This is a genomic window from Mitsuokella jalaludinii DSM 13811 (genome assembly GCF_000702905.1).
Classification (GTDB): Bacteria; Bacillota; Negativicutes; order Selenomonadales; family Selenomonadaceae; genus Mitsuokella; species Mitsuokella jalaludinii.
In genome coordinates, this window is sequence record NZ_JNKR01000013.1 from 35,382 (window position 1) to 59,971 (window position 24,590).

Genomic DNA, 24,590 nt, shown 5'->3' on the forward strand with positions numbered 1-24,590 from the left:
TAAGGAAACTTGGCTAAGAAGTCTATGATTGAGAAGTGGAGCAAGGAACCGAAGTTCTCCACGCGCGGCTACAACCGCTGCAAGATCTGCGGCCGTCCGCATGGTTATATGCGCAAGTTCGACATGTGCCGTATCTGCTTCCGCGAGCAGAGCTACAAAGGTGCTATCCCTGGCGTAACGAAAGCCAGCTGGTAATTTTGACATTTTGAAAGGAGGATATCGGTTCACATGGTAATGACTGATCCTATTGCAGATATGCTGACCCGTTTGCGCAATGCAAACTCTGTATTCCACGAGAAGGTGGAAATCCCGGCTTCCAAGATCAAGACCGCTATTGCAGAGGTCCTGAAGGAAGAGGGCTTCATCAAAGACTACACGTTCACGGAGGACAACAAGCAGGGCGTTCTCACGATCGACCTCAAGTACGGTCCGCAGCGTGAGAAAGTCATCTCCGGTATCAAACGCATTTCGAAACCGGGCCTTCGCCAGTACGCAAAGCACGATGAGCTTCCGCGTGTCCTGGGCGGCCTTGGCATCGCCATCATCTCCACCTCGAAGGGCATCATGAGCGACAAGCAGGCCCGCAAGGCTGGTCTCGGCGGCGAAGTCATCGCTTACGTTTGGTAATTAGTAGTCAGGAGGTGTACAGATGTCAAGAATTGGTAGAGCACCGATTGAAATCCCGGCTGGCGTAACGGTTACGCTCGGCGAGGACAATCTGGTGAAAGTAAAGGGCCCGAAAGGTGAACTTTCCCGCCACATTCATCCGGATATGAAAGTAACCGTCGAAGGCAATGTTATCACGGTAACGCGTCCTTCCGACGATAAAACGCACAGATCTCTCCATGGTCTCAGCCGTACGCTGATCCACAACATGGTCGTCGGCGTAACGGAAGGTTTCTCCAAGAACCTCGAAATCAACGGCGTTGGTTATCGTGCCCAGAAGCAGGGCAAGAACCTCAACCTCTCCCTTGGTTTCTCCCATCCGGTCGTCGTTGAGCCGCCGCAGGGCATCGAGTTCGATGTTCCGTCGGCCAATGCCATCACGGTCAAGGGCATCGACAAGGAAGTTGTCGGCCAGATCGCTGCGGAGATCCGCAGCTTCCGTGAGCCGGAGCCGTACAAAGGCAAGGGTATCAAGTACGCTGGTGAGCACATCCGCCGCAAGGAAGGTAAAGCCGGCGCTAAGGGCAAGAAATAAGGACCAAATTCTAGAAAGGAGTGAATCTCTGTGCTTCTTAAAGCAGATAAGAACAAGGCACGCCAGAAACGTCATCTGCGCGTCCGCAACCATATCGCAGGCACGGCGGCTCGTCCGCGCCTCAACGTATATCGCAGCCTCGCAAACATCTATGCGCAGGTCATCGATGATGAGAAGGGCGTAACGCTCGTCTCTGCAAGCTCCCAGGACAAGGGTTTCGAGAACTACGGCGGCAACATCGAAGCAGCTAAGGCTGTCGGTGCAGAAGTCGCTAAGCGCGCTCTCGAAAAGGGCATCACGGAAGTCGTATTCGACCGTGGCGGCTATGTTTACCATGGCCGTGTCGCCGCACTCGCTGAAGCAGCCCGTGAAGCTGGGCTGAAATTCTAAGACAAAGTCCAAAGGAGGTAAATGAATGGCTAGAAATATGGACAACGAGACTCCTGAGTTCGAGGAGAAAGTTGTATATATCAATCGAGTTGCAAAAGTCGTCAAGGGCGGCCGCCGCTTCTCGTTCAGTGCCCTTGTTGTCGTCGGCAACAAGAAAGGCAAGGTAGGCGTTGGCCTCGGCAAGGCTGCTGAGGTTCCGGAGGCAATCCGCAAGGGCGTCGAGGATGCGAAGAAGAACCTCGTCGAAGTCGCCCTCTACGACAACCGCACGATCCCGCACGAGATGATCGGCATCTTCGGTGCTGGCAAAGTCATGATGAAGCCGGCTGCCAAAGGTACTGGTGTCATCGCTGGCGGCCCGGCTCGTGCCGTCCTCGAGCTCGCTGGTATCCGCGATATCCTGACGAAGTCTCTCGGCTCCGCAAACCCGAACAACATGGTCCGCGCAACGATGGAAGGCCTCAAGGCACTCAAGCGTGCTGAGGCTGTCGCTGAGCTCCGTGGTAAGACGGTTCAGGAAATCTTAGGTTAATAGGAGGCTCACAAAATGGCAAAAGTTAAAGTCACGCTGAAGAGAAGCTTGATCGGTCGCCCGGAAACGCAGCGCAGAACCGTTCGTGCTCTTGGACTGCGCAAGATCAACTCTGTTGTTGAGCTTCCGGATAACCCGGCCATCCGTGGCCAGCTCCACAAAGTAGAGCATCTGATCAAGGTAGAAGAAATCGCAGACTAAGACGAGACAGGAGGTGCACTAGATGAAGTTACATGAATTACAGCCAGCAGCTGGTTCCCGCAAGGTCCGCAACCGCGTCGGCCGCGGCCTCGGCTCCGGCAATGGCAAGACGGCTGGTCGCGGCATGAAAGGCCAGAATTCCCGCAGCGGCGGCGGCGTTCGCACGGGTTTTGAAGGCGGCCAGATGCCGATCTACCGTCGTCTGCCGAAGCGCGGCTTCAAGAATGTCTGGGCTAAGACGTTCGCAGAAGTCAACGTTGAGACGCTCAACCGCTTCGAAGACGGCACGACGGTCGATCCGGTCGTGCTCGTTGAGTCCGGCATCCTGAAGAATGTTCAGGATGGCATCCGAATCCTCGGCAACGGCGAGCTCACGAAGAAGCTGACGGTCCGTGCCAACGGCTTCACGAAATCCGCAGAGGAGAAGATCACGGCAGCAGGTGGCAAAGTCGAGGTGATCTGAGGTGCTTTCAGCCCTTGGCAACATCTTTAAGATACCCGAACTTCGCCAGAAGATCATCTTCACGTTGATCATGTTCGCCATCTTCCGGATGGGGACGCACATCCCCGTCCCGGGAGTTGATCCGACCGCGATCGAGAAGCTCTTCGCAAACGGCAATCTGTTCGGTCTCTTGGACCTTTTTTCCGGTGGTGCGTTCAGTAAGTTCTCCATCTTCGCGATGAGCATCACGCCGTACATCAATGCGGCCATTATCATCCAGCTCCTCAATGTCGTCATCCCGACCCTCGAGCAGTGGTCGAAGGAAGGCGAGGAGGGGCACAAGAAGACGACGCAGGTCACGCGCTATCTGACCGTCGTGCTCGCCTTCCTCCAGGCAATCGGCATGTCCATTGGCCTGAAGGAAGCCATCCTGAATCCGAACCCCGTCAACATCCTGATCATCGCGATCACGCTGACGGCCGGTACGGTATTCCTCATGTGGGTGGGCGAGCAGATTACGGCGCAGGGTGTCGGCAATGGTATCTCGCTTATCATCTTTGCCGGCATCGTTGCGGCCCTGCCGAAGAACATCGGAACGATCTACCATTATGTGCAGGCTGGCACGATCAGCTATTTCAGTGTGTTCCTGTTTGGCGTCATCGCCCTGGCGATGGTCGTCTTCGTCATCCACATTGAGACGGGCTTCCGCCGCATCCCGATTTCCTACGCCAAGCGCGTGGTCGGTCAGAGAGCGTATGGCGGTCATTCCAGCCACATCCCGCTGAAAGTCAATCAGGCGGGCGTCATTCCCATCATCTTTGCGTCATCCGTGCTGATGTTCCCGGTGACCGTGGCCCAGTTCATCGATGTGCCCTGGGTCAAGACGGTGGCCAGCTATCTCGAGTGGGGCAAGCCGCTTCAGACGACGCTCTACGTCGCGCTGATCATCTTCTTCACGTATTTCTACACGGCTGTTACCGTAAAGATCCCGGATATGGCGGACAATCTGAAGAAATACGGTGGCTTCATCCCTGGCATCCGCCCAGGCCAGCCAACGGCAGATTATCTGGATCATGTCCTGACGCGTATCACGCTGGCAGGTTCCGTGTTCCTGGCCTTCATTGCCGTCCTTCCGAATATGATTGCTGCGGCAACGCATATCGAAGGTGTCTATTTCGGCGGTACGGCCCTGCTCATCGTCGTCGGTGTTGCACTGCAGACGATGAAGCAGATTGAGTCCATGGTCGTCATGCGTCATTACGAAGGGTTCATGAAATAAGAGGAGGAAGCATCATGCATATCTTGTTAATGGGCCCCCCGGGTGCCGGTAAGGGCACGCAGGCGGCTGAGCTCGTCAAAGCCTTCGATATCCCGCACATCTCCACGGGCGATATGTTCCGTGCAGCGGTCAAAGAGGGAACGGAGCTCGGCAAGCAGGCGAAAGCGTGCATGGACGCAGGCAAGCTTGTACCGGATTCCGTCACGATCGGCATCGTGCGCGAGCGTCTCTCTAAAGACGATTGCAAGAAGGGATTCATCCTCGATGGCTTCCCGCGCACGGTCGAGCAGGCAGATGCCCTGACGGGAATCCTCAAGGATCTCGGCCTCACGCTCACGCGCGTCCTGAACATCAACGTCCCGGCTGAAGACCTCATCGAGCGCGCAGTCGGACGCCGCATCTGCAAGAAGTGCGGTGCTACGTATCACACGAAGTTCAACCCTCCGAAGAAAGAGGGCATCTGCGATGTGTGCGGCAGCGAGCTCTTCCAGCGTGCGGATGACACGGCAGAGACGATGAAGAATCGCCTTTCCGTATACGAGGCTTCGACGAAGCCGCTCATCGACTACTACAAGGCAGCCGGTGTCTATACGGAAGTCGATGGCAGACAGTCCATCGAGAAAGTCACGCAGGATCTCATCGAGACACTGAAGGCTTGACCGGAGGCTGTCGGTGATTCCCATCTGCATGGGATCACCACCGAATGATAGATGTTATTGTAAGGGCGGCCATTGGCCGCCCATTACAATGATATATGCATTTTTTAGAAGAATAACCTGTTGTTGGGCATGGCATTAGAAAATCACACTCCTTAGATGAGATGACTTTGGCCCAACCAATTTCCATGAAGCATAAAGGGAGAAATGACATGTCGAAGCAAGATGTTATTGAAGTAGAAGGCAAAGTCCTGGAAGCACTGCCGAATGCGATGTTCCAGGTTGAGCTGGAGAATGGTCACGTTGTACTGGCGCATGTATCCGGTAAGATCCGCATGAATTTCATCCGCATCCTTCCCGGTGACAAAGTCACGATCGAACTCACGCCTTATGACTTAACGCGCGGCCGTATAACCTACCGATTCAAATGAGCCAGGCTGTTCATTTTGCCCATCGTGAAAAAATATTTGACTTTTTTCGCTCCTGCCACTAGGCAGAACCGTGGAAACATGGTATACTAGCAAAATGACAAGGCTGACAATATCGAAAAGGGGGCATATAACGATGAAGGTAAAACCGTCAGTAAAGCGGATTTGCGAGAAGTGCAAGATCATCAAGCGCAAAGGCCGTGTAATGGTCATCTGCGAAAATCCGAAACACAAACAGAGACAAGGTTAATGAATGAATAAGGAGGTGCTTTATTAATGGCACGTATTGCCGGTGTAGATTTACCCCGTGACAAGAGAATTGAAATTGCTTTGACGTACATTTTTGGTATTGGTCTCAAGACTTCTCAGGATCTCCTGAAGATGACTGGCATCAATCCGGATACTCGTACGCGAGACCTCACGGAGGACGAAGTTGTAAAACTTCGTGATGTCATCGATAAGAACGTCGTGGTCGAAGGTGACCTTCGCCGCGAGCGCCAGATGAACATCAAGAGACTCGTTGATATCGGCTGCTACCGTGGTCGTCGCCACCGTCTTGGTCTTCCTGTCCGTGGACAGAACACAAAGAACAACGCCCGCACGCGTAAAGGCCCGAAAAAGGCTGTAGCAGGCAAGAAAAAGGACTAATAAAGGAGGGTTAACTGGTGGCAGTTAAGAAAGCAGTTCGCACGAAGAAAAAAGTTCGTAAGAACATTGAATATGGCGTAGCACATATCAGCTCTACGTTCAACAACACAATCGTTACGCTCACCGATAAGAGCGGTAATGCACTTTCCTGGGCCAGCGCTGGCGGCCTCGGTTTCCGCGGCTCCCGCAAGAGCACGCCGTTCGCTGCACAGATGGCAGCTGAGACGGCTGCTAAGGCAGCTATGGAACACGGCCTCAAGCAGGTCGAAGTTTACGTCAAGGGTCCTGGTGCCGGCCGTGAAGCCGCAATCCGTTCCCTGCAGGCAACGGGCCTCGAGGTCAACATGATCAAGGATGTTACCCCGATTCCGCACAACGGATGCCGTCCGCCGAAGCGTAGAAGAGTATAATAGGAGGTGCATTTAACCGATGGCAATTGATAGAGTACCAGCCCTGAAGAGATGCCGTGCCCTCGGCCTCGAGCCGGCTGTTATTGGTCGTTCCAAAGAATCGAAGCGTCAGCTCCGTCGCACGAACCGCAAGGTTTCTGAGTACGGCACGCAGCTGAAGGAAAAGCAGAAAGCAAAGTTCATCTACGGCGTGCTCGAGAAGCAGTTCCGTGGATACTACGATAAAGCAAAGAAGATGCAGGGCGTCACGGGTGAAAACCTCCTCGGCCTTCTCGAGCGCCGTCTCGACAACGTCGTTTACCGCCTTGGCCTCGCCAACACGCGCCGTCAGGCTCGTCAGCTCGTCCGTCATGGCCACTTCACGGTCAACGGCAAGCGCGTTGACATCCCGTCCGCACTCGTGAATGCCGGCGATGTCATCGCTGTGGCAGAGAAGAGCCAGAGCAATGCATTCTTCAAGGAGCTCAAAGAGAGCAGCAACGCACTGTCTGCTCCGGCATGGCTCCAGGCCGATCAGGCCAACCTCACGGGTACGGTAACGCGTTTCCCGAACCGTGATGAGATCGATGTTCCTGTCAATGAGCAGGCTATCGTCGAGTTGTACTCCAAATAATGAATATTTGTGCCTGTGCGCATAGTGTTATTGAGGAGGTTCATTCAAGATGATAGACATCGAGAAACCGAAAATTGAAATTGCGGAAATCAGTGAAGACAACCGCTACGGCAAGTTCATCTGCGAGCCGCTCGAGCGCGGTTACGGCACGACGTTCGGCAACAGCCTGCGCCGCATGCTGCTGTCTTCTCTCGAAGGTGCTGCGATTACCTCCATCCGAATCGATGGCGTTCTCCACGAGTTCTCCACGATTCCGGGCGTCCGGGATGATGTGACGAACATCGTCCTCAACCTCAAAGAGCTCTGCCTCAAGATGACGGGCAATGAGCCGCGAATCATCCGCATCGATGTTGAGGGAGAAAAAGAGGTAACGGCTGCCGACATCATCTGTGATGCCGACATCGAGATCCTTAACCCGGACCTCCATATTGCTACGGTCAACGAAGACGGCAAGCTCAAGATTGAGATGACTGTCGAGCGTGGCCGTGGCTACGTCCCGGCAGACAAGAACAAGAAGCCGGACGACACGATCGGTGTCATTCCGATCGACTCCATCTTCTCCCCGGTCAAACGCGTGAACTACACGGTACAGGATACGCGTGTAGGCAATGTCACGGACTATGACCGCCTGATCCTCGAAGTCTGGACCGATGGTTCGCTTCGCCCGGAAGAGGCCGTCAGCAAGGCCGCTGGCATTCTTGTCATGCATCTCAAGCTGTTCCAGAATATGGATGGCCTCCCGGAGGAAGAGGAGGAAGAGGAAGCAACCTTCCCAGAGGAGGAAGAAGACGATTCTTCCAAGGTTCTCGATATGACGATCGAAGACCTCGACCTCTCCGTACGTTCCTTCAACTGTCTCAAGCGCGCCAATATCAACACGGTCGCTGACCTTGCTGAGAAGACGGAAGATGACATGATGAAGGTCCGCAACCTCGGACGCAAATCTCTTGAGGAAGTCAAGAAGAAGCTCGAGGAACTCGGTTTAACGCTCAAACAAAACAACGACTGACAGGAAAGTAGGGAAATCAATGAGCTACAGAAAATTAGGACGTAACTCCGCAGCCCGCAAGGCGCTGTTCACGAGCATTCTCACTTCCTTCTTCAGATATGGCCGCATTGAGACGACGGAAGCTAAGGCAAAAGAGCTCCGCAAGTTCGCTGAAAACCTCATCACGCTCGCAAAGCGCGGTGACCTCAGCGCTCGTCGCCAGGCAATCGCTCAGCTGGCTGATGAAGATGTAGTAAGAAAGCTTTTCGATGAGATCGCAAGCAAGTACGCTGACCGCCAGGGCGGTTACACGCGTATCCTCAAGCTCGGCGTTCGCCGCGGCGATGCTGCTCCGATGGTCATCATCGAGCTCGTGTAATCCACATACGGATATACGGACCATACAAAGGCTGTCTGCCCACGCAGGCAGTCTTTTTTTTGCGCTCCTCGCGGCATGCAGCGTACTGAAAGCGTACTATTCTTCCGTCAACTTTGTTTGGCGTTTGTGTTGACCGTCAATCTGCGGTATAATAAGACCATTGATTCGAAAGGGAAGGTGAAGGTATGGCATGGATTGAGCTGGAACATCTCTCGCACTGCTATCAGGCCGGCACGGAGCAGGAGCACCGTGCACTCGACGATGTGAGCCTTGCGGTCGAGGAGGGGGCATTCGTCGCGGTGCTCGGCGCGAATGGCTCGGGCAAATCGACGCTCGCGAAGCACCTCAATGCACTCCTGTTGCCGACGTCTGGCGTCTGCCGCATCAACGGGCTTGACACGGCTGCGGCAGCCGATACAGGTGAGCTCTGGAAGATCCGCCAGCAGGTCGGCATGGTCTTCCAGAATCCCGACAACCAGCTCATCGCAGCTGTCGTGGAAGATGACGTCGCCTTTGGACCCGAGAACCTCGGCATGCCGCCGGATGAGATCCGCACGGCTGTGCGCGAGGCGCTCGCCTGTGTCAACATGACGCATTACCGCAAGTTTGCGCCGCATCTGCTCTCAGGCGGCCAGAAACAGCGCGTGGCGATTGCGGGGGCACTGGCGATGAAGACGCGCTGCCTCGTGCTCGACGAGCCGACGGCCATGCTCGACCCGCAGGGGCGCGCCGAGGTCATGGAGACGGTCTGCCGCCTGCACGAACAGCAGGGCATCACGATCGTGCTGATTACGCATTTCATGGAGGAGGCGGCGCTGGCAGACCGCGTCATCGTCATGGCGGACGGCCGCGTCGCTGACGACGGCACGCCGCGCGAGATTTTCCGGAAGGCCGCTGCGCTCAAGGCGTTCGGCCTCGATGTGCCGCTGGCGACAGAGCTCGGCCTGGAGCTTCGCGCGTCCGGCCTCGACGTGCCGCAGGACATCCTGACGGATGATGAGCTCACCTCTGCGCTCGTCACACTCGCGGATTATCCGCACGGCTTGACTGCTGCCACAAGAGAGGGGAGGGGTTGACTTGTCCATCACGTTAAAACATGTCGCGTATGTCTACATGCCCGGCACGCCGTTCGAGCATCAGGCGCTCGGCGATATCTCTGCCGTTATCGAGGAGGGCTCACTGACGGCCATCGCCGGCCACACGGGGTCGGGCAAGTCGACGCTCCTGCAGCAGTTCAACGGACTCTTGCAGCCGACGGCAGGCCGCGTGCTCGTCGATGATGTCGACATCAACCCCAAGGCGAAGAAGGATCGCGCGGCGGCCAGGGCCATGCGCCTCAAGGTCGGCATGGTCTTCCAGTACGCCGAGCAGCAGCTCTTCGAGGAAACCATCGAGAAGGACATCGCCTTTGGCCCGAAGAGCCTCGGGCTGTCCGAGGAGGAGACGGCAGAGCGCGTCAAAGAGGCGATGCGGCTCATGCATCTCGACTATGAGACGTACCGCAAGCGCTCGCCGCTCGCGCTCTCAGGCGGCCAGATGCGCCGCGTGGCGATAGCAGGCGTGCTGGCCCTGCGGCCGAAGTACCTCGTCCTCGACGAGCCTGTCGCCGGCCTCGACCCGCGCGGCCGTGAGGAACTGGTGAAGACCATCCGCCATCTGCACGATAGGGAACACGTCACGATCATCCTAGTCTCCCATAATATGGACGATATCGCGCGGCTGGCCGACCACGTGCTCATCATGAACCAGGGACGGCTCGTCTGCGATGCTTCGCCGCGCGAGGCCTTCGCGCAGGAGAATCTGCTCGAAGGGGCCGGCCTCAAGCTGCCACACGTCATGGCGCTGATGAAAGAGCTTCGCGCCAAGGGCCTGCCGGTGCGCATGGACTGCCTGACCATCGAAGAGGCGAAGCGGGAAATCTTGAACGTCTTGAAGGCTGTGAAGGGCAAAGGAGGCAAAAAACATGCTCAGTGACATCACGATCGGGCAGTACTTCCCCGGCAATTCCATCCTGCACCGGCTTGACCCGCGCACGAAGGTCGTGCTGCTCTTCTTCTACCTCGTCCTGATCTTCCTCTGCAAGAGCGGCATCTCCTATGGCGTGATGACGGTGTTGACGGCAGTCTTGATGCTGCTCTCCAAGGTGCCCATGCGCATGATGCTGCGCTCGCTGAGACCGCTCTGGTGGATCATCCTCTTCACCTTCGTCGTGCACATCTTCAGCACGCCGGGCGAGGAACTCTGCAAGGTCGCCTTCCTGAGCGTGACAGCGGAGGGCATCGTCGAGGGTTTCTATATCTGCCTGCGCCTTGTGCTCTTGATCCTCCTATCCTCGCTGCTGACCTTCACGACGAGCCCGCTGAAGCTCACAGATGCGATGGAGGCCCTGCTCTCGCCGGGCAAGCGCGTCGGCGTGCCGGCACATGAGCTCGCGATGATGATGACGATTGCCCTGCGCTTCGTGCCGACGCTCATCCAGGAGACGGACCGCATCATGAAGGCGCAGCAGTCGCGCGGTGCAGATTTCATGACCGGTAGCATCATGAAGCGCATGCAGGCATTCGTGCCCGTGCTCGTGCCGCTCTTCCTGTCGGCCTTCCGCCGCGCCGATGACCTCGCGATGGCGATGGAGGCGCGCTGCTACCGCGGCGGCGAGGGCAGGACGCAGATGAAGGCCCTGAAGATCACGAGCATCGACTATGTGGCCTGGGGCTTCAGCATCCTGCTGATTGCGGCAGTGCTGGCCCTCCGATGAATCGATGAACTCTATGAACAACAGAAAGGACTTCATGCAGCGATGAAACGAGAACACAAGGCGGAAATGAAGGCGCGCGCGCGCAATATCGTCCTCAAGGTCGCCTATGACGGCACGGCCTACCACGGCTTCCAGCGCCAGACGCCGCCAGTCGTTGCCGTGCAAAATATATTGGAAGAGAAACTGCAGGTGGTCTTCGGCGATTCCATCGAGCTCGCGGCATCGGGCCGCACGGATGCCGGCGTCCATGCCTACGGTCAGGTCGTCAACTTCTTCACGGATGGGCGCATCCCCACGGACCGCATTGTGCGCGCTGTCAACAGCCTGCTGCCCTCGGACATCGTCGTGCGGGCGGCGGGGGAGGCAGACCGCGACTTCAGCGCGCGCCACAGTGCGAAGAGCAAGACGTACATCTACCGCATCCAGCGCGGCGAAGTGCCTGATCCCATGACGGCGCGCTACGCCTGGTACATCCGGCGGCCGCTCGATGTCGCCGCCATGCGCGAGGCGTTCGGCTACATCCTCGGCACGCACGATTTCTCCGCCTTCCGCGCGAGTGGCGGTGCGCCGATGAGCCCCGTGCGCACGATGTACGAAGCGGCCGTCGAAGAAGCGGCGGGCAATCAGCTCGTCTGCCGCATCCACGGCAATGGCTTCCTCTATCACATGGTCCGCAACATCATCGGCACGGTCGCGAATGTCGGCCTCGGCATCATCACGCCGCAGCGCTTCCAGGAGATCCTCGACGGATGCGACAGGACGAAGGCTGCGGCGACAGCGCCGGCCTGCGGCCTCTTCCTCGAAGAAGTCGACTACGGCGAGCGCTTCCATTTCTGATCCAGCAACTTCTCCGCGTTTTGAGCCGCTCTGCTCCAGACTATTGGCAGAACGGCTCGTTTTGTGCTGTGATGTCCGGACTTGCGAACGAGTCGCAGATGGGTTAGAATAAAATGTGACCCTCGAAACAGGGGGGCTTATTCACTTATTTTCCAGAATCAATTCAAGACACTAGGTGGTGTGAATATGAAATCTGTATTGAATGTGGGGATTGATGTCGGTTCGACGACCATCAAGCTCGTCGTTCTCGACCATGAGAAGAAGATCCTCTACAAGAATTATGCGCGCCATTTCTCGGAGATCGGCAATGCCTTGCAGGAGAATCTGACGCATCTGAAATCCATCGTCGGCGAGAAGAAGTTCTCGTTTGCCCTGACGGGTTCAGCCGGCATGGGCATCGCTCAGCGCATTGGCCTGCCCTTCGTACAGGAGGTCATCGCCTGTGCCGCAGCGGTCAAAGCGCTCATCCCGCAGACGGATACCGTCGTCGAGCTCGGCGGCGAGGATGCGAAGATCACGTACTTCGGCGATGCGCCGGAGCAGCGCATGAATGGCGTCTGCGCCGGCGGCACGGGCTCGTTCATCGATCACATGGCCTCGCTCTTGTCGACCGATGCCAAGGGGCTCGACGACCTCGCGGTTAAAGGCAAGCAGATCTACACGATCGCCTCGCGCTGCGGCGTCTTCGCCAAGACGGATATCCAGGCGCTCATGAACGACGGTGCCGAAAAGGCGGATATTGCGCTGTCGATTTTCCAGGCGGTCGTCAATCAGACCATTGGCAACCTCGCGCAGGGCAGGCCGATAAGCGGCCACGTCGCCTTCCTAGGCGGCCCGCTGCACTTCCTGCCGGAGCTGCGCAAGCGCTTCATCGAGACACTGAAGCTCGACGATGAACATGTCGTTCACGTCGACTACGGCAATTACTTCGTCGCCATGGGTGCGGCGCTCTCTGACGAGGCAGAGGTCATCGACGTCGCGCGCCTCGAGCAGAGCATCGCGAAAGCGAAGGAAGCTGCTGCAAGGGAGACGCGCAAGGCGGACTTCACGCTGTTCGAGGACCGCGCGGACTATGAGGCATTCAAGGCTCGCCACGACAAGGACAAGGTAAGGCGCGGCGACCTTAGCGCGTACCGCGGCCCTGTCTACATCGGCATCGATGCGGGCTCGACGACGACGAAAATCACGGCCATCGGCAAGGACAAGGAGATCCTCTACACCTCGTACGGCAGCAATCAGGGCTCGCCCTTAAAGACGGTCGTCAAGGAGATGAAGGGCCTCTATGCGGCGCTGCCGGAGGGCACGCAGATTGCGGGCGCGATGACGACGGGCTACGGTGAGGCCATTGTCAAGGCTGCCCTGCACGCTGACGGCGGCGAGGTCGAGACGTTCGCACACCTGCGGGCGGCACAGGAATTCTGCCCGGATGTCACCTTCGTGCTCGACATCGGCGGCCAGGACATGAAGTGCTTCTTCGTCAAGGACGGCAGTATCGGCAACATCACGCTCAACGAGGCGTGCTCGGCCGGCTGCGGCTCCTTCATCCAGAACTTCGCCGAGGGCCTGCACATGACGCCGGCGGAGTTCGCGGCCAAGGCCATCGACTCGAAGGCACCTGTCGACCTCGGCACGCGCTGCACGGTCTTCATGAACTCGAAGGTCAAGCAGGCGCAAAAAGAGGGCGCTGACGTCGCCGACATCTCGGCCGGCATCGCGTTCTCCGTCATCAAGAATGCGCTCTTCAAGGTCATGCAGCTCAAGGATGTCCGCGAGCTCGGCGACCACATCGTCGTGCAGGGCGGCACATTCTACAACGACGCCGTGCTGCGCTGCATGGAGAAACTCCTGGACCGTGACGTCATCCGCCCCGATATCGCGGGCCTGATGGGCGCCTATGGCGCGGCCATCCTCGCGATGGAGGCGGCAGAGGAAGCCGGCACGCAGCAGTCGAGCCTGCTGTCGCCAGATGAGCTCGACCATTTCTCTGTCGCGACGAGTTCCTACCGCTGCCGCGGCTGCGGCAACAAGTGCCTGATCACGATGCAGAAGTTCCCGGACGGCGGCAAGTACTTCACGGGCAACCGCTGCGAGCGCGGCATCGGCGGCCAGAAGAAGGACTCCGACACGCCGAACATCTACCAGTACAAGTACGAGCGTCTGTTCAAGTACTACGAGCCGCTCGAGCAGCCCGTGCGCGGCACGATCGGCCTGCCGCGCGTGCTCAACATGTACGAGGACTACCCGTTCTGGTTCACGTTCTTCACGAAGCTCGGCTACCGCGTCGTGCTCTCGGGCAAGTCGAGCGCGAAGATGTACTTCAAGGGCATGGCGACGGTGCCGTCCGACTCGCTCTGCTACCCGGCCAAGATTGCACACGGCCACATCATGGACCTTATCGAGAAGGGCATCACGAAGATCTTCTACCCGTGCGAGCCCTACAACATGGTCGACGACAAGCACCCGTCTGAGAACCACTACAACTGCCCGATTGTCGCTTCGTACGCTGAGAACATCCGCGGCAACATGGACATCCTGCGCGAGAAGCACATCGACTTCCTGCAGCCGTTCCTGCCGATCAACGACGAGAAGCGCATGGCCGCGCGCCTCTACGAGGAACTCGGCGCCCATGAGGGCTTGAAGAAAGAGGAGATTGTCGAGGCTGTCGACGAGGCCTACAAGGAGCTTGCCCAGTACCGCCAGGATGTGCGCGACTACGGCGCCAAGATCCTCGAGCGCGTCGAGAAGACGGGGGAGCAGGTCATCATGCTCGTCGGTCGCCCCTATCACATCGACCCGGAGATCAACCACGGCATCCCGGAGATGATCCAGAGCTACCATCTGCCCATCATCTCGGAAGACGCCGTCTACCACGTGCCGGTCAAGGCGGCGAAGCTCAAGATCGTCAACCAGTGGAGTTACCACGCGCGCCTCTACCATGCGGCGCAGTTCGTCGCAGAGCACCCGAACTTCACGCTGATCCAGTTCAGCTCGTTCGGCTGCGGCCTCGATGCGCTGACGACGGGGCAGGTCAAGGACATTCTCGAGGCTCACAACCGCATCTACACGATGATCAAGCTCGATGAAGTCTCGAACCTCGGCGCCGCGCGCATCCGCCTGCGTTCCCTGATGGCCGCGCTCGCGCGCCGCAAGCCCGTGCCGTATCAGGAAGTCAAGCCAATCGAGCGCCCGCACTTCACCGCGGAGTGCAAGAAGACGCACACGATTCTCGCACCGCAGATGGCCCCGATACACTTCGAGCTCATCAAGTCGGTCATGCGCGACTATGGCTACAATCTCGTCGTGCCGGAGATGCCGGACAAGGCGGCCATCGACCTCGGCCTGCGCTACGTCAACAACGACATGTGCTACCCGTCCATCGTCGTCATCGGCCAGCTCATCGCCGCGCTGAAGTCGGGTGAGTACGACCCCGACCACACGAGCATCGCGATGTTCCAGACCTGCGGTGCCTGCCGCGCGACGAATTACATGAGCGTCCTGCGCCAGGCCCTCAAGTACGCGGGCTTCCCGCAGGTGCCGGTCTTCGCCGTGCACGGCCTGCCGGAGGAGACGGATGCCTTCCGCCTCACGCGCCCGATGCTCATCGCCGCCATCAAGGCCGCGATCTTCGGCGATCTCCTGCAGAACGTCAAGAATCGCATGATGCCGTATGAGCTCCAGAAGGGTGAGACGCAGCGTCTCTTCGACAAGTGGATGGCAAAGTGCAAGGACGTCCTCAAGGACGGCGGCTACTTCAAGTTCCAGCGCACGATCAAGCAGATTGTCAAGGAATTCGACAATATCCCGATCGATGAAGAACTCTGGAAGCCGAAAGTCGGCATTGTCGGCGAGATCCTCGCGAAGTACCATCCGGTCGCGAACAACCACATCGAGAAGGTCCTGATGGAGGAGGGCGCGGAGGTCGTCATGCCGGACTTCGTTGACTTCTTCCTCTACTCGGCCTACGACCCAATCGTCAAGCACAGGCTGCTCGACGGCAAGAAGCGGAACAGCTTCTTCGGGCGCATGTTCATCAACATCATCAACTTCTACCGCGCGCCGATGCGCAAGGCCCTCAAGAACAGCCGCCACTTCCTCGCACCGCACAAGATCGACGAGACGGCCAAGCTCGCCTCGCGCCATGTCAGCCTCGGCAACATGGCAGGCGAAGGCTGGTTCCTGACGGGCGAGATGGTCAAGCTCATCGACGAGGGTGTGCCAAATGTCATCTGCCTCCAGCCTTTTGGCTGCCTGCCGAACCACATCACCGGCAAGGGCGTCATGCACGAGCTGCGCGAGAGTTACACGGGAGCCAACCTCACCGCCATCGACTGCGATGCAGGCTCTTCTGAGGTCAATCAGCTCAACCGCATCAAGCTCATGCTCGCCGTCGCCAAAGAGCGCGGCCCCAAGCAGGAGAAAGAGGCGGAGAAGAGCAGCGAGGGAATGCGAGGGTGATTGGCGGTGCTGATTCGTTGAGGTGAGAGGCGTTTGGCAAAGGGATGGATTACCGGTGCTGGATTCGTTGAAATGAGTAGCGGTTGGCAAGGGGCCAGGGTGGTATGTCCCGGCTTCGTCGCTCCGTTAAATGGGGCCCATGCCGATGCGTAGCGCTAGGCTGCTTCGCCGCCTGCCGCGGCGCCCTACACGGTAATAGAGGCTGAAAAGTCCTCGGGCCCCATCCCTGCGGGCAATCACTGCGCTCCTGCAGGCGGTACACACCACCCCGGCCTCAGCTCATACCGCTTTCTAAGAGTCCGCTCTAGCTCCATTTTTGCAGATGGAGTAGAGCGGGCTCTTTTTGATTGCCGATGCTGGATTCGCTGAAGTGAGTCGCATTTGGCAAGGGGCCGGTGGGACATGTTCCGGCTTCGTCGCTCTGCTAAATGGCCCCTATGGTGTTTCCAGCAACGAAGGAGCTTCGCCGCCTGCCGCGGCGTTCTTACATTGCGACTTGAGGCTAATGGAGTGTTAGGGGCCATCCCTGCGGGCAGCCGCGCCGCTCCTGCAGGCGCAACATGTCCCCCCGACCTCGATGTCAAAGCGCCGCGGCAGGCGGCGAGGTGTGGGGGCGGTGGGGCGTTTCATGCGGCTCATTTAACGGAGTGACGAAACCGGAAGGGCACCACCCCGGCGCTTCGCTGCTCGATGAAAGAAGAGGGCGGCAGCGACGAAGCCGAAATACATGCCCTCTCCCTACGATACGAATCCTGACTTCAAGGACATCTGACCCATTTCTTGACATTTTTCCCATCTGCCGTTATGATGGAGGTATGAAAATCCTATCTATCTTTATGTGACGGGAGACGATAACACATGAAAGAGTATAAGCCGTTCAAATCCGGAAAAGTTCGTGAGGTTTACGATGCAGGCGACAGCATTATCATGGTTGCGACAGACCGCATCTCCGCATTCGACCACATCCTCAAGAACAAGATCACGAAGAAGGGCAAAGTCCTGACGCAGATGTCGAAGTTCTGGTTCGACTTCACGAAGGACATCATTCCGAACCACATGATCTCGGTGGACAATAACGACATGCCGGAGTTCTTCCAGCAGCCGCAGTTCCTCGGCAACAGCATGAAGTGCAAGAAGCTCACGATGCTGCCGATGGAGTGCATTGTCCGCGGCTATATCACGGGCAGCGGCTGGGCAAGCTATCAGGAGAACGGCACGATCTGCGGCATCAAGCTGCCGGCTGGTCTCAAGGAATCCGAGAAGCTGCCTGAGCCGATCTTCACGCCGAGCACGAAGGCAGAGCTCGGCGACCACGACGAGAATGTCTCCCTCGAGCAGGGCGCTGCTGTCTTCGAGAAGGAGTTCCCTGGCCATGGCATGGAGTATGCCGAGAAACTGCGCGACTATACGATTGCCATCTATAAGAAGTGCGCTTCGTATGCTCTTTCGCGCGGCATCATCATCGCCGACACGAAGTTCGAGTTCGGCCTCGATGAGGATGGCAAGATCGTCCTTGGCGACGAGGTCCTGACGCCGGACAGCTCCCGCTTCTGGCCGCTCGAAGGTTATGAGGCAGGCAAGCCGCAGCCGTCGTACGACAAGCAGTTCGTCCGCGACTGGCTCAAGGCAAATCCGGATAGTGACTACAAGCTGCCGCAGGATGTCATCGACAAGACGATTGCCAAATACGTAGAAGCCTACAAGATGATTACGGGCAAGGATCTCGACTGACCCTTGTCTCTCGCTCCCGGCTTGGCCGGGGGCTTTTCCTTTTGCGCAAGGACACCTGTCCTGTTTTTTGTTGACAGCCCAGATTTTTACCGTTATCATTAATGTATGAAATGATGTATTGCTTGAGTGTATAACAGGAGATGATAATCCATGAAAGCAGCTGTTATCATGGGAAGCGACTCCGACTGGCCAATCCTGAAGCCAGCCGTTGAGCTCTTGAAACAGTTTGGTATCGAGTCGGAAGTGACAGTCGCCTCCGCGCACCGCACGCCGGCCAAGGTCCGTGAATTCGTCGAGTCGGCTCCCGCCAAGGGCGTCGGCGTCTTCATTGTCGGTGCAGGCGCTGCCGCACATCTCGCCGGTGTCGTGGCAAGCTACACGACGCTGCCGGTCATCGGCGTGCCGATCAATGCGACGTCGCTCAACGGCATGGACGCACTGCTCTCGACGGTGCAGATGCCGTCGGGCATCCCCGTGGCGACGATGGCCATCAACGGTGCGAAGAACGCTGCCATCTTTGCTGTCGAGATGTTCTCGATTGCAGATGATGACCTTAAGAAGAAGCTCGCTGACTACCGCGCCGATATGGTCGCCGGTGTCGAGAAGAAGGCTGCACGCGTTGCGGCTCAGCTCTGAGCCGCGTCTTAGCGGCCTTCAGGCTCCATCAAGTCCCTTTGATAAGAAAATGTATCGTCAAGAGAAAAGGAAGAAGCAGAACAACCATGTATGATAATGGCTACAACCCAGAACCGAAGTGGAAAGAGGAATGCGGCGTTTACGGCGTGTACTCCCATACGGAAGATGTCTCCGGTCTGACGTATCTCGGCCTCTACGCCCTGCAGCATCGCGGGCAGGAGAGTGCCGGCATCGCCATCACGGATGGCGCCTGGATGGATGTGACGCGCGGCATGGGCCTCGTCAATGAAGTATTCCGCCATCAGGTCCCGCACATGGAGAATCAGTGCATTGCCGTCGGCCATGTGCGCTATTCGACGACGGGCTCGAGCCTGCTTGCTAACACGCAGCCGCTGCTCGTCAACTATGCGGGCGGCAAGATTGCGCTTGCCCACAACGGCAATCTGACGAATGCCGCTGAGATCCGCCATGACCTTGAGCAGCAGGGCACGATCTTCCAGACGTCCATCGATTCGGAAGTCATTGTGAACCTTGTCGCGCGCTCCCACAAGGAGACGATCGAGGAGCGCATCATCGAGAGCCTCAAGAAGGTCAAGGGCTGCTACTGCCTGACCATCATGACCGAGGAGAAGCTCATCGGCGCCCGCGATCCGCAGGGCTTCCGTCCGCTCTGCATCGGCAAGACGGAGGAGGGCAGCTGGATCCTCTCGTCGGAGACTTGCGGCCTCGATGTCGTCGGCGCTGAGTTCGTGCGCGATGTCCTGCCGGGTGAGATGGTCGTCATCGACCAGGACGGTCTCAAGTCGTATCCGTTCGCGACGGACGAGAAGAAGGCCGGCTGCATCTTCGAACACATCTATTTCGCACGTCCGGACTCCGTCATCGACGGCCAGAGCGTCCACGAAGCGCGCTTCCTCATGGGGCGCGAGCTCGCGCGCGAGTCGGGCTTCAAGGGCGATATCGTCATCTCCGTCCCGGACTCCGGCACGACGGCAGCGACGGGCTTTGCCTATGAATCGGGCATCCCGTTCGTCGAGGGCCTGATCAAGAACCGCTACATTGGCCGTACCTTCATCCAGCCGACGCAGAAGAAGCGCGACACGGCAGTCAAGCTCAAGCTCAATGCCATCCGCTCCGTCGTTGAGGGCAAGTCGGTCATCATGGTTGATGACTCCATCGTCCGCGGCACGACGAGCGGCAAGATCGTCCGCATGCTCCGGAACGCCGGGGCAAAGGCTGTACATGTCTGCATCAGCAGTCCGCCAATCGGCTATCCATGCTTCTATGGCATCGATACCAGCGTCCGCAAGGAACTCATTGCCGCGACGAAGTCCGTCGAGGAGATCCGCGAGTTCATCGGTGCGGATTCCCTGCACTTCCTGAGCATCGATGGCCTCAAGAGATGTGTGCCGAACCTCAATGCAGAGGACATGTGCTACGCCTGCTTCAATAGTGCCTACCCGATCAAGGATGGCGCAAAGCCGGCAGGCGACAGCAAGTACGTCTTCGAGCAGCGCAAGTGCTGAAGGCGAGCCACAGGATTTTGTCAGACAGGATAAGACAGGATAGGAAAGGAACCAGGAGATCAAATGGCAGAACAACTTACCTATAAGGATTCCGGCGTCGATATCGATGCTGGCAACTACTCCGTCAAACTCATCAAGGACAGCGTCAAGGCGACGTATCGTCCGGAGGTTCTCGGCGACCTCGGCGGCTTCGGCGGTCTTTTTGCGCTGAATTCCGGCAAGTACAAAGAGCCGGTCCTCGTCTCCGGCACGGATGGTGTCGGCACGAAGCTGCGCCTCGCTTTCATGCTCGACAAGCACGACACGATCGGCCAGGATGCTGTTGCCATGTGCGTCAACGACATCCTCGTACAGGGCGCCGAACCGCTTTTCTTCCTCGACTACCTTGCAGTCGGCAAGCTCGACCCCGAGCAGGTCGCTGCTGTCGTCAAGGGCGTCGCAAATGCCTGCAAGGAGTCCGGCTGTGTTCTCATTGGCGGCGAGACGGCTGAGATGAGCGGCTTCTACCCGGTCGGTGAGTACGACATCGCTGGCTTTGCCGTCGGCGTCGTCGAGAAGTCGAAGGTCATCACGAGCGAGCGCGTCAAGGAAGGCGATGTGCTCTTAGGCCTACCTTCCTCCGGTGTCCATTCGAACGGCTATTCCCTCGTGCGCAAGATCTGCTTCGAGCACAAGGGCTTCAAGGGCGACGAGTACATCGACGAGCTCGGCAAGACGATTGGCGAGGAACTCCTGACGCCGACGCGCCTCTATCCGAAGACATGCCTGCCGCTCATCGAGAAATTCGACATCCACGGCATGGTCCACATCACGGGAGGCGGCTTCTACGACAACATCCCGCGCGCACTGCCGGAGGACATGGCCGTCGAGATCGACAGCTCCGTCTGGCAGATGCCGACGATTTTCCGCCTGCTTCAGCAGTGGGGCAATGTCGACTGGCATGAGATGTACCGCACGTTCAACATGGGCATCGGCATGGTCATCATGGCCAGCCGCGAGGAGGCCGACAAGATCAAGGCGCACCTCGAAGCCGAGCATGAGACGGTCTACGAGATCGGCCGCGTCGTCCGCGGCAATCACGATGTGACGATCAAAGGCGGCGTGTTCGATGAGTAAGCAAGTATTGGGCGTGCTGTGCTCCGGCCGCGGCACCGACCTCCAGTCCATCATCGATGCTATCGGCCGCGGTGAAGTCGATGCGACGATTGCCGTCGTGTTGACCGACAAGCCGGATGCCTACGCGCTGACGCGCGCTGAAAAAGCCGGCATCAAGGCCGTCTGCATCGACCGCAAGCAGTTCGACGGCCGTCAGCCGTTCGAGGAAGCCCTGATCGCGGCCCTCGATGAGGCAGGCGTCACGCTCGTCGTGCTCGCTGGCTTCATGCGCATCCTGACGCCGTACTTCGTGCGCCACTACGCAGGACGCATCATGAACATCCACCCGGCCCTGCTGCCGAGCTTCCCGGGCGCACACGCGCACCGCGACGTGCTCGCCTACGGCGTCAAGGTCAGCGGCTGTACCGTCCACTTTGTCGACGAAGGCACCGACAGCGGCCCCATCATCCTGCAGGCCGCCGTTCCTGTGCTCGATGACGACACCGAGGAGACACTCGGTGCCCGCGTCCTCGAGCAGGAGCACATCATCTACCCGAAAGCCATCCAGCTCTACTGCGAAGGCCGCCTCAAAGTAGAAGGCCGCCACGTGCGCATCCTGTCCGCCAAGCAGTAAACATGCTGGGGATGGGGCTGTGTAAGAAGTAGCTAGGGAAGGGGATGGTGTCCGCCTGCAGAAGCGAAGCGCTTGCCCGAAGGGCTGGCCGACAGATAATCCCCAGCTATGTTCCGCAATGTAAGAACGCTGCGTCAGGCGGCGAACCACCTTTGCCATAAGTAAAGAGGCGAGAAGGCCATTCAGCGAAGCGCCGAAGCCGAAAAAACTCGCCCCTGCCCATGCACGATGTAAACAAACTGAGAAAGAGGTACACACCATGAAGATCAAGCGCGCTCTCATCAGCGTATCGAATAAACAGGGCGTCGTCGAATTCGCCCGCAAGCTCCACGAAGCAGGCGTTGAGATCGTCTCGACGGGCGGCACGATGAAGGCCATCAAAGAGGCCGGTATCCCCGTCACCTATGTCAGCGACGTCACGGGTTTCCCGGAGATCATGGATGGCCGCGTCAAGACCCTGAATCCGTACATCCACGGCGGCATCTTGGCCGTCCGCGACAATCCCGAGCACGTCCGCGAGATGGAGGAGCATCATATCACGGGCATCGACCTCGTCGCCGTCAACCTCTATCCGTTCAAAGAGACGATTGCCAAGCCGAACGTCACGCTCGCTGAGGCCATCGAGAACATCGACATCGGCGGCCCGGCCATGGTCCGCGCTGCAGCCAAGAACTTCAAGTTCGTCACGATCATCACGAACCCGGCCCGCTACGATGCCATTGCCGAGCAGGTCGCGAAGAACGGCTGCGTCGACGACCGCACGCGCATGGAGCTCGCACAGGAGGCCTTTGCCCATACGGCCGCTTACGACACGATGATCAAGGATTATCTCGCCGAGCAGCTCAAGAAATAAGGATACGAGCCTTCCCCTGCGGGCGTTTCTATGCCTGCGGGAGAAGGCTGTTTTGTGATTTACGTGATATTGGAGGAACTACCATGAACATCTTAGTGATCGGTTCCGGTGGCCGCGAGCACACGCTGGCCTGGAAACTCGCGCAGTCGCCGAAGGCCACGAAGCTCTACGCTGTGCCGGGCAATCCAGGCATGGCTGATGTCGCCGAGTGCATCGGAGACGTCGACATCTGCGACAACGAAGCCCTCGTCAAGCTCGCCGAGGAGAAGGCCATCGACCTCGTCGTCGTCGGCCCGGAAGTCCCGCTGACGAACGGCGTTGTCGACGCCATGAACAAAGCCGGCATCAAGGCCTTCGGCCCACGCAAGTCGGCTGCCGAGATCGAGGGCTCCAAGTCCTTCTCCAAGAACCTCATGAAGAAGTACGGCATCCCGACAGCCAAGTACGAAGTCTTCACCGATGCCGAAGCAGCCCGCGACTACATCAAGAAGGAGGGCGCCCCAATCGTCATCAAGGCCGACGGCCTTGCCGCCGGCAAGGGCGTCATCGTCGCCATGACACTCGACGAGGCACTCGATGCCGTCCACGAGATCATGGATGACGCCGCCTTCGGCAAGGCAGGCAGCCGCGTCGTCATCGAGGAGTTCATGGACGGTGAGGAAGCCTCCCTCTTAGCCTTCACCGACGGCAAGACCATCTGCCCGATGGTCAGTTCCCAGGACCACAAGCGCGCCTACGACGGCGACAAAGGCCCCAACACCGGCGGCATGGGCACCTATGCACCGGCACCGGTCATGACCGACGAGATGGTGAAGATTGCCACCGAGCGCATCTTGAAGCCGACCATCGCCGCTATGGCAAAAGAAGGCAGGCCCTATAAAGGCTGCCTCTACGCCGGCCTCATGATCACCAAAGAAGGTCCGAAAGTCGTCGAGTTCAACGCCCGCTTCGGCGACCCCGAGACGCAGGTCGTCCTGCCGCTCCTCAAGAGCGATCTCGTCGACATCATGCTCGCCTGCGCCGACGGCACCCTCGACGAAGAGCACATCGAATGGAGCAATGGGGCAGCAGTCTGCGTCGTCATCGCCTCCGGCGGCTACCCGAAAGCCTACAAGAAAGGCTTCCCGATTGATGGCCTTGAAAAAGCAAAAGCCCTCGGCACCCTCGTCTTCCATGCCGGCACCGCCGAGAAAGACGGCAAGATCGTGACGAGCGGCGGACGCGTTCTCGGCGTCGTCGCCACAGCCGAAGATATCCGCACTGCCGTCGACAAAGCCTATAAGGGCGTCAACGCCATCACCTTCGAAGGCGCCTTCCACCGCACGGACATCGCCCATCGCGCCCTCGAGCGCCTGACCGATAAATAAGACAATTTATCCCACTGGTAAAAAGACACGGCCCATATGCCGTGTCTTTTTTATTGGTCTTCCATATCTGAAAAAGTGAGTGCGAGCGAAGCAAAGCACGCCCTAGAACATCGAGGAAAGGGCAGTACCTAGGAAAGAGGTGGGGAATTTTGCCTGCAGAAGTGCTTGCCCGTATGGTTGGCCGGTAGGCAGTAGCTAGGGAAGGGGGATGGTTTTCGCCTGCAGAAGCGGAGTGATTGCCCGTAGGGCTGGCCGACAGAGATGCTTGCTAGGTAATGCGATGTCAGAACGCCGCGTCAGGCGGCGAAGTCACTTAGAAAAAAAAGCAAAGTCGAGGAGGCCATTTAACGGAGCGCCGAAGCCGAAAATCATCCCCCTTCCCCTTATGAGATGTCAACCAGCCTCACGCACGAAAAAAGCCGCCAGCAAAAGCTGACGACTTGAACATTCAATGGTCGGGATGACAGGATTCGAACCTGCGGCCTCATCGTCCCGAACGATGCGCGCTACCAAACTGTGCCACATCCCGTAGTC

The 24,590-nt window shown here is 58.2% G+C and carries 28 protein-coding genes and 1 tRNA gene; 28 read left to right on the forward strand and 1 reads right to left on the reverse strand.

What is annotated here, in order from left to right:
* Nucleotides 1-9 precede the first annotated feature (9 nt).
* The 28 genes from T518_RS07540 (at nucleotide 10) to purD (ending at nucleotide 24,056) form a co-directional block, all read left to right on the forward strand.
* Complete coding sequence (locus T518_RS07540) at nucleotides 10-195, forward strand: type Z 30S ribosomal protein S14 (RefSeq protein ID WP_036377733.1); 186 nt, start codon at nucleotides 10-12, stop codon at nucleotides 193-195.
* Between the two features lie 33 nt (nucleotides 196-228).
* Complete coding sequence (gene rpsH / locus T518_RS07545; protein ID WP_036377737.1) at nucleotides 229-627, forward strand: 30S ribosomal protein S8; 399 nt, start codon at nucleotides 229-231, stop codon at nucleotides 625-627.
* Nucleotides 628-649: 22 nt separating this feature from the next.
* A complete protein-coding gene (gene rplF, locus T518_RS07550; protein WP_036377741.1) occupies nucleotides 650-1,201 on the forward strand; it encodes a 50S ribosomal protein L6 in 552 nt (183 codons plus the stop codon).
* 30 nt (nucleotides 1,202-1,231) lie between these two features.
* Nucleotides 1,232-1,591 (forward strand): 50S ribosomal protein L18, encoded by a 360-nt coding sequence (gene rplR, locus T518_RS07555; RefSeq protein WP_036377745.1) that lies wholly within the window; start codon nucleotides 1,232-1,234, stop codon nucleotides 1,589-1,591.
* Nucleotides 1,592-1,616: 25 nt separating this feature from the next.
* A complete protein-coding gene (rpsE, locus tag T518_RS07560; RefSeq protein ID WP_036377748.1) occupies nucleotides 1,617-2,123 on the forward strand; it encodes a 30S ribosomal protein S5 in 507 nt (168 codons plus the stop codon).
* Between the two features lie 15 nt (nucleotides 2,124-2,138).
* Nucleotides 2,139-2,324, forward strand: coding sequence for a 50S ribosomal protein L30 (gene rpmD / locus T518_RS07565; RefSeq protein ID WP_036377750.1), 186 nt, complete (start codon nucleotides 2,139-2,141; stop codon nucleotides 2,322-2,324).
* A 22-nt stretch (nucleotides 2,325-2,346) separates the two neighbouring features.
* Nucleotides 2,347-2,787, forward strand: a complete 441-nt coding sequence (gene rplO, locus T518_RS07570; RefSeq protein ID WP_005842128.1) for a 50S ribosomal protein L15 — start codon at nucleotides 2,347-2,349, stop codon at nucleotides 2,785-2,787.
* A 1-nt stretch (nucleotide 2,788) separates the two neighbouring features.
* Nucleotides 2,789-4,045, forward strand: coding sequence for a preprotein translocase subunit SecY (secY, locus tag T518_RS07575; protein WP_036377753.1), 1,257 nt, complete (start codon nucleotides 2,789-2,791; stop codon nucleotides 4,043-4,045).
* 14 nt (nucleotides 4,046-4,059) lie between these two features.
* Complete coding sequence (locus T518_RS07580; RefSeq protein WP_036377758.1) at nucleotides 4,060-4,704, forward strand: adenylate kinase; 645 nt, start codon at nucleotides 4,060-4,062, stop codon at nucleotides 4,702-4,704.
* Nucleotides 4,705-4,913: 209 nt separating this feature from the next.
* Entirely contained in the window at nucleotides 4,914-5,132 is a 219-nt protein-coding gene (gene infA, locus T518_RS07585; RefSeq protein ID WP_009645081.1) for a translation initiation factor IF-1, read from the forward strand.
* 133 nt (nucleotides 5,133-5,265) lie between these two features.
* Nucleotides 5,266-5,379 carry a 50S ribosomal protein L36 gene (gene rpmJ / locus T518_RS11630; protein WP_005842139.1) on the forward strand — a complete coding sequence of 38 codons (114 nt, stop codon included), beginning with the start codon at nucleotides 5,266-5,268 and terminating at the stop codon, nucleotides 5,377-5,379.
* 26 nt (nucleotides 5,380-5,405) lie between these two features.
* The gene (rpsM, locus tag T518_RS07590; protein WP_036377765.1) at nucleotides 5,406-5,777 is read left to right on the forward strand and encodes a 30S ribosomal protein S13; all 372 of its coding nucleotides are present in this window, start codon (nucleotides 5,406-5,408) and stop codon (nucleotides 5,775-5,777) included.
* A gap of 17 nt (nucleotides 5,778-5,794) precedes the next feature.
* Complete coding sequence (gene rpsK, locus T518_RS07595; protein WP_005842142.1) at nucleotides 5,795-6,187, forward strand: 30S ribosomal protein S11; 393 nt, start codon at nucleotides 5,795-5,797, stop codon at nucleotides 6,185-6,187.
* Nucleotides 6,188-6,206: 19 nt separating this feature from the next.
* Nucleotides 6,207-6,800, forward strand: coding sequence for a 30S ribosomal protein S4 (rpsD, locus tag T518_RS07600; RefSeq protein WP_005842145.1), 594 nt, complete (start codon nucleotides 6,207-6,209; stop codon nucleotides 6,798-6,800).
* Nucleotides 6,801-6,849: 49 nt separating this feature from the next.
* Nucleotides 6,850-7,809 (forward strand): DNA-directed RNA polymerase subunit alpha, encoded by a 960-nt coding sequence (locus tag T518_RS07605; RefSeq protein ID WP_036377770.1) that lies wholly within the window; start codon nucleotides 6,850-6,852, stop codon nucleotides 7,807-7,809.
* A 19-nt stretch (nucleotides 7,810-7,828) separates the two neighbouring features.
* On the forward strand, nucleotides 7,829-8,167 hold the full coding sequence (gene rplQ, locus T518_RS07610) for a 50S ribosomal protein L17 (protein ID WP_036377775.1): 339 nt from the start codon (nucleotides 7,829-7,831) through the stop codon (nucleotides 8,165-8,167).
* A gap of 185 nt (nucleotides 8,168-8,352) precedes the next feature.
* Nucleotides 8,353-9,243, forward strand: a complete 891-nt coding sequence (locus T518_RS07615; protein WP_051652247.1) for an energy-coupling factor transporter ATPase — start codon at nucleotides 8,353-8,355, stop codon at nucleotides 9,241-9,243.
* A gap of 1 nt (nucleotide 9,244) precedes the next feature.
* Nucleotides 9,245-10,141, forward strand: coding sequence for an energy-coupling factor transporter ATPase (locus tag T518_RS07620; RefSeq protein WP_036377778.1), 897 nt, complete (start codon nucleotides 9,245-9,247; stop codon nucleotides 10,139-10,141).
* Nucleotides 10,131-10,922, forward strand: coding sequence for an energy-coupling factor transporter transmembrane component T family protein (locus tag T518_RS07625; RefSeq protein WP_036377780.1), 792 nt, complete (start codon nucleotides 10,131-10,133; stop codon nucleotides 10,920-10,922). Before T518_RS07620 ends, T518_RS07625 begins: the two co-directional genes overlap by 11 nt.
* Before the next feature lie 42 nt (nucleotides 10,923-10,964).
* The gene (gene truA, locus T518_RS07630) at nucleotides 10,965-11,759 is read left to right on the forward strand and encodes a tRNA pseudouridine(38-40) synthase TruA (RefSeq protein WP_036377783.1); all 795 of its coding nucleotides are present in this window, start codon (nucleotides 10,965-10,967) and stop codon (nucleotides 11,757-11,759) included.
* A 186-nt stretch (nucleotides 11,760-11,945) separates the two neighbouring features.
* Nucleotides 11,946-16,214: a 2-hydroxyacyl-CoA dehydratase gene (locus T518_RS07635; RefSeq protein WP_036377785.1), complete on the forward strand. Its 4,269-nt coding sequence runs from the start codon at nucleotides 11,946-11,948 to the stop codon at nucleotides 16,212-16,214.
* Nucleotides 16,215-17,072: 858 nt separating this feature from the next.
* On the forward strand, nucleotides 17,073-17,945 hold the full coding sequence (locus tag T518_RS07640; protein ID WP_036377788.1) for a phosphoribosylaminoimidazolesuccinocarboxamide synthase: 873 nt from the start codon (nucleotides 17,073-17,075) through the stop codon (nucleotides 17,943-17,945).
* Between the two features lie 150 nt (nucleotides 17,946-18,095).
* On the forward strand, nucleotides 18,096-18,581 hold the full coding sequence (gene purE, locus T518_RS07645; protein WP_036377789.1) for a 5-(carboxyamino)imidazole ribonucleotide mutase: 486 nt from the start codon (nucleotides 18,096-18,098) through the stop codon (nucleotides 18,579-18,581).
* Between the two features lie 86 nt (nucleotides 18,582-18,667).
* Nucleotides 18,668-20,107: an amidophosphoribosyltransferase gene (gene purF, locus T518_RS07650; RefSeq protein ID WP_036377791.1), complete on the forward strand. Its 1,440-nt coding sequence runs from the start codon at nucleotides 18,668-18,670 to the stop codon at nucleotides 20,105-20,107.
* Between the two features lie 63 nt (nucleotides 20,108-20,170).
* Nucleotides 20,171-21,223 (forward strand): phosphoribosylformylglycinamidine cyclo-ligase, encoded by a 1,053-nt coding sequence (gene purM / locus T518_RS07655; protein WP_036377794.1) that lies wholly within the window; start codon nucleotides 20,171-20,173, stop codon nucleotides 21,221-21,223.
* A complete protein-coding gene (gene purN, locus T518_RS07660; protein ID WP_036377796.1) occupies nucleotides 21,216-21,836 on the forward strand; it encodes a phosphoribosylglycinamide formyltransferase in 621 nt (206 codons plus the stop codon). Before purM ends, purN begins: the two co-directional genes overlap by 8 nt.
* A 259-nt stretch (nucleotides 21,837-22,095) precedes the next feature.
* Nucleotides 22,096-22,689 carry an IMP cyclohydrolase gene (locus tag T518_RS07665; RefSeq protein WP_081828463.1) on the forward strand — a complete coding sequence of 198 codons (594 nt, stop codon included), beginning with the start codon at nucleotides 22,096-22,098 and terminating at the stop codon, nucleotides 22,687-22,689.
* 83 nt (nucleotides 22,690-22,772) lie between these two features.
* A complete protein-coding gene (purD, locus tag T518_RS07670; RefSeq protein ID WP_036377798.1) occupies nucleotides 22,773-24,056 on the forward strand; it encodes a phosphoribosylamine--glycine ligase in 1,284 nt (427 codons plus the stop codon).
* A gap of 452 nt (nucleotides 24,057-24,508) precedes the next feature.
* On the opposite strand, the gene T518_RS07675 is transcribed toward purD, so the two are convergent.
* A tRNA-Pro gene (locus T518_RS07675) sits at nucleotides 24,509-24,585 on the reverse strand.
* Between the last annotated feature and the right edge of the window lie 5 nt (nucleotides 24,586-24,590).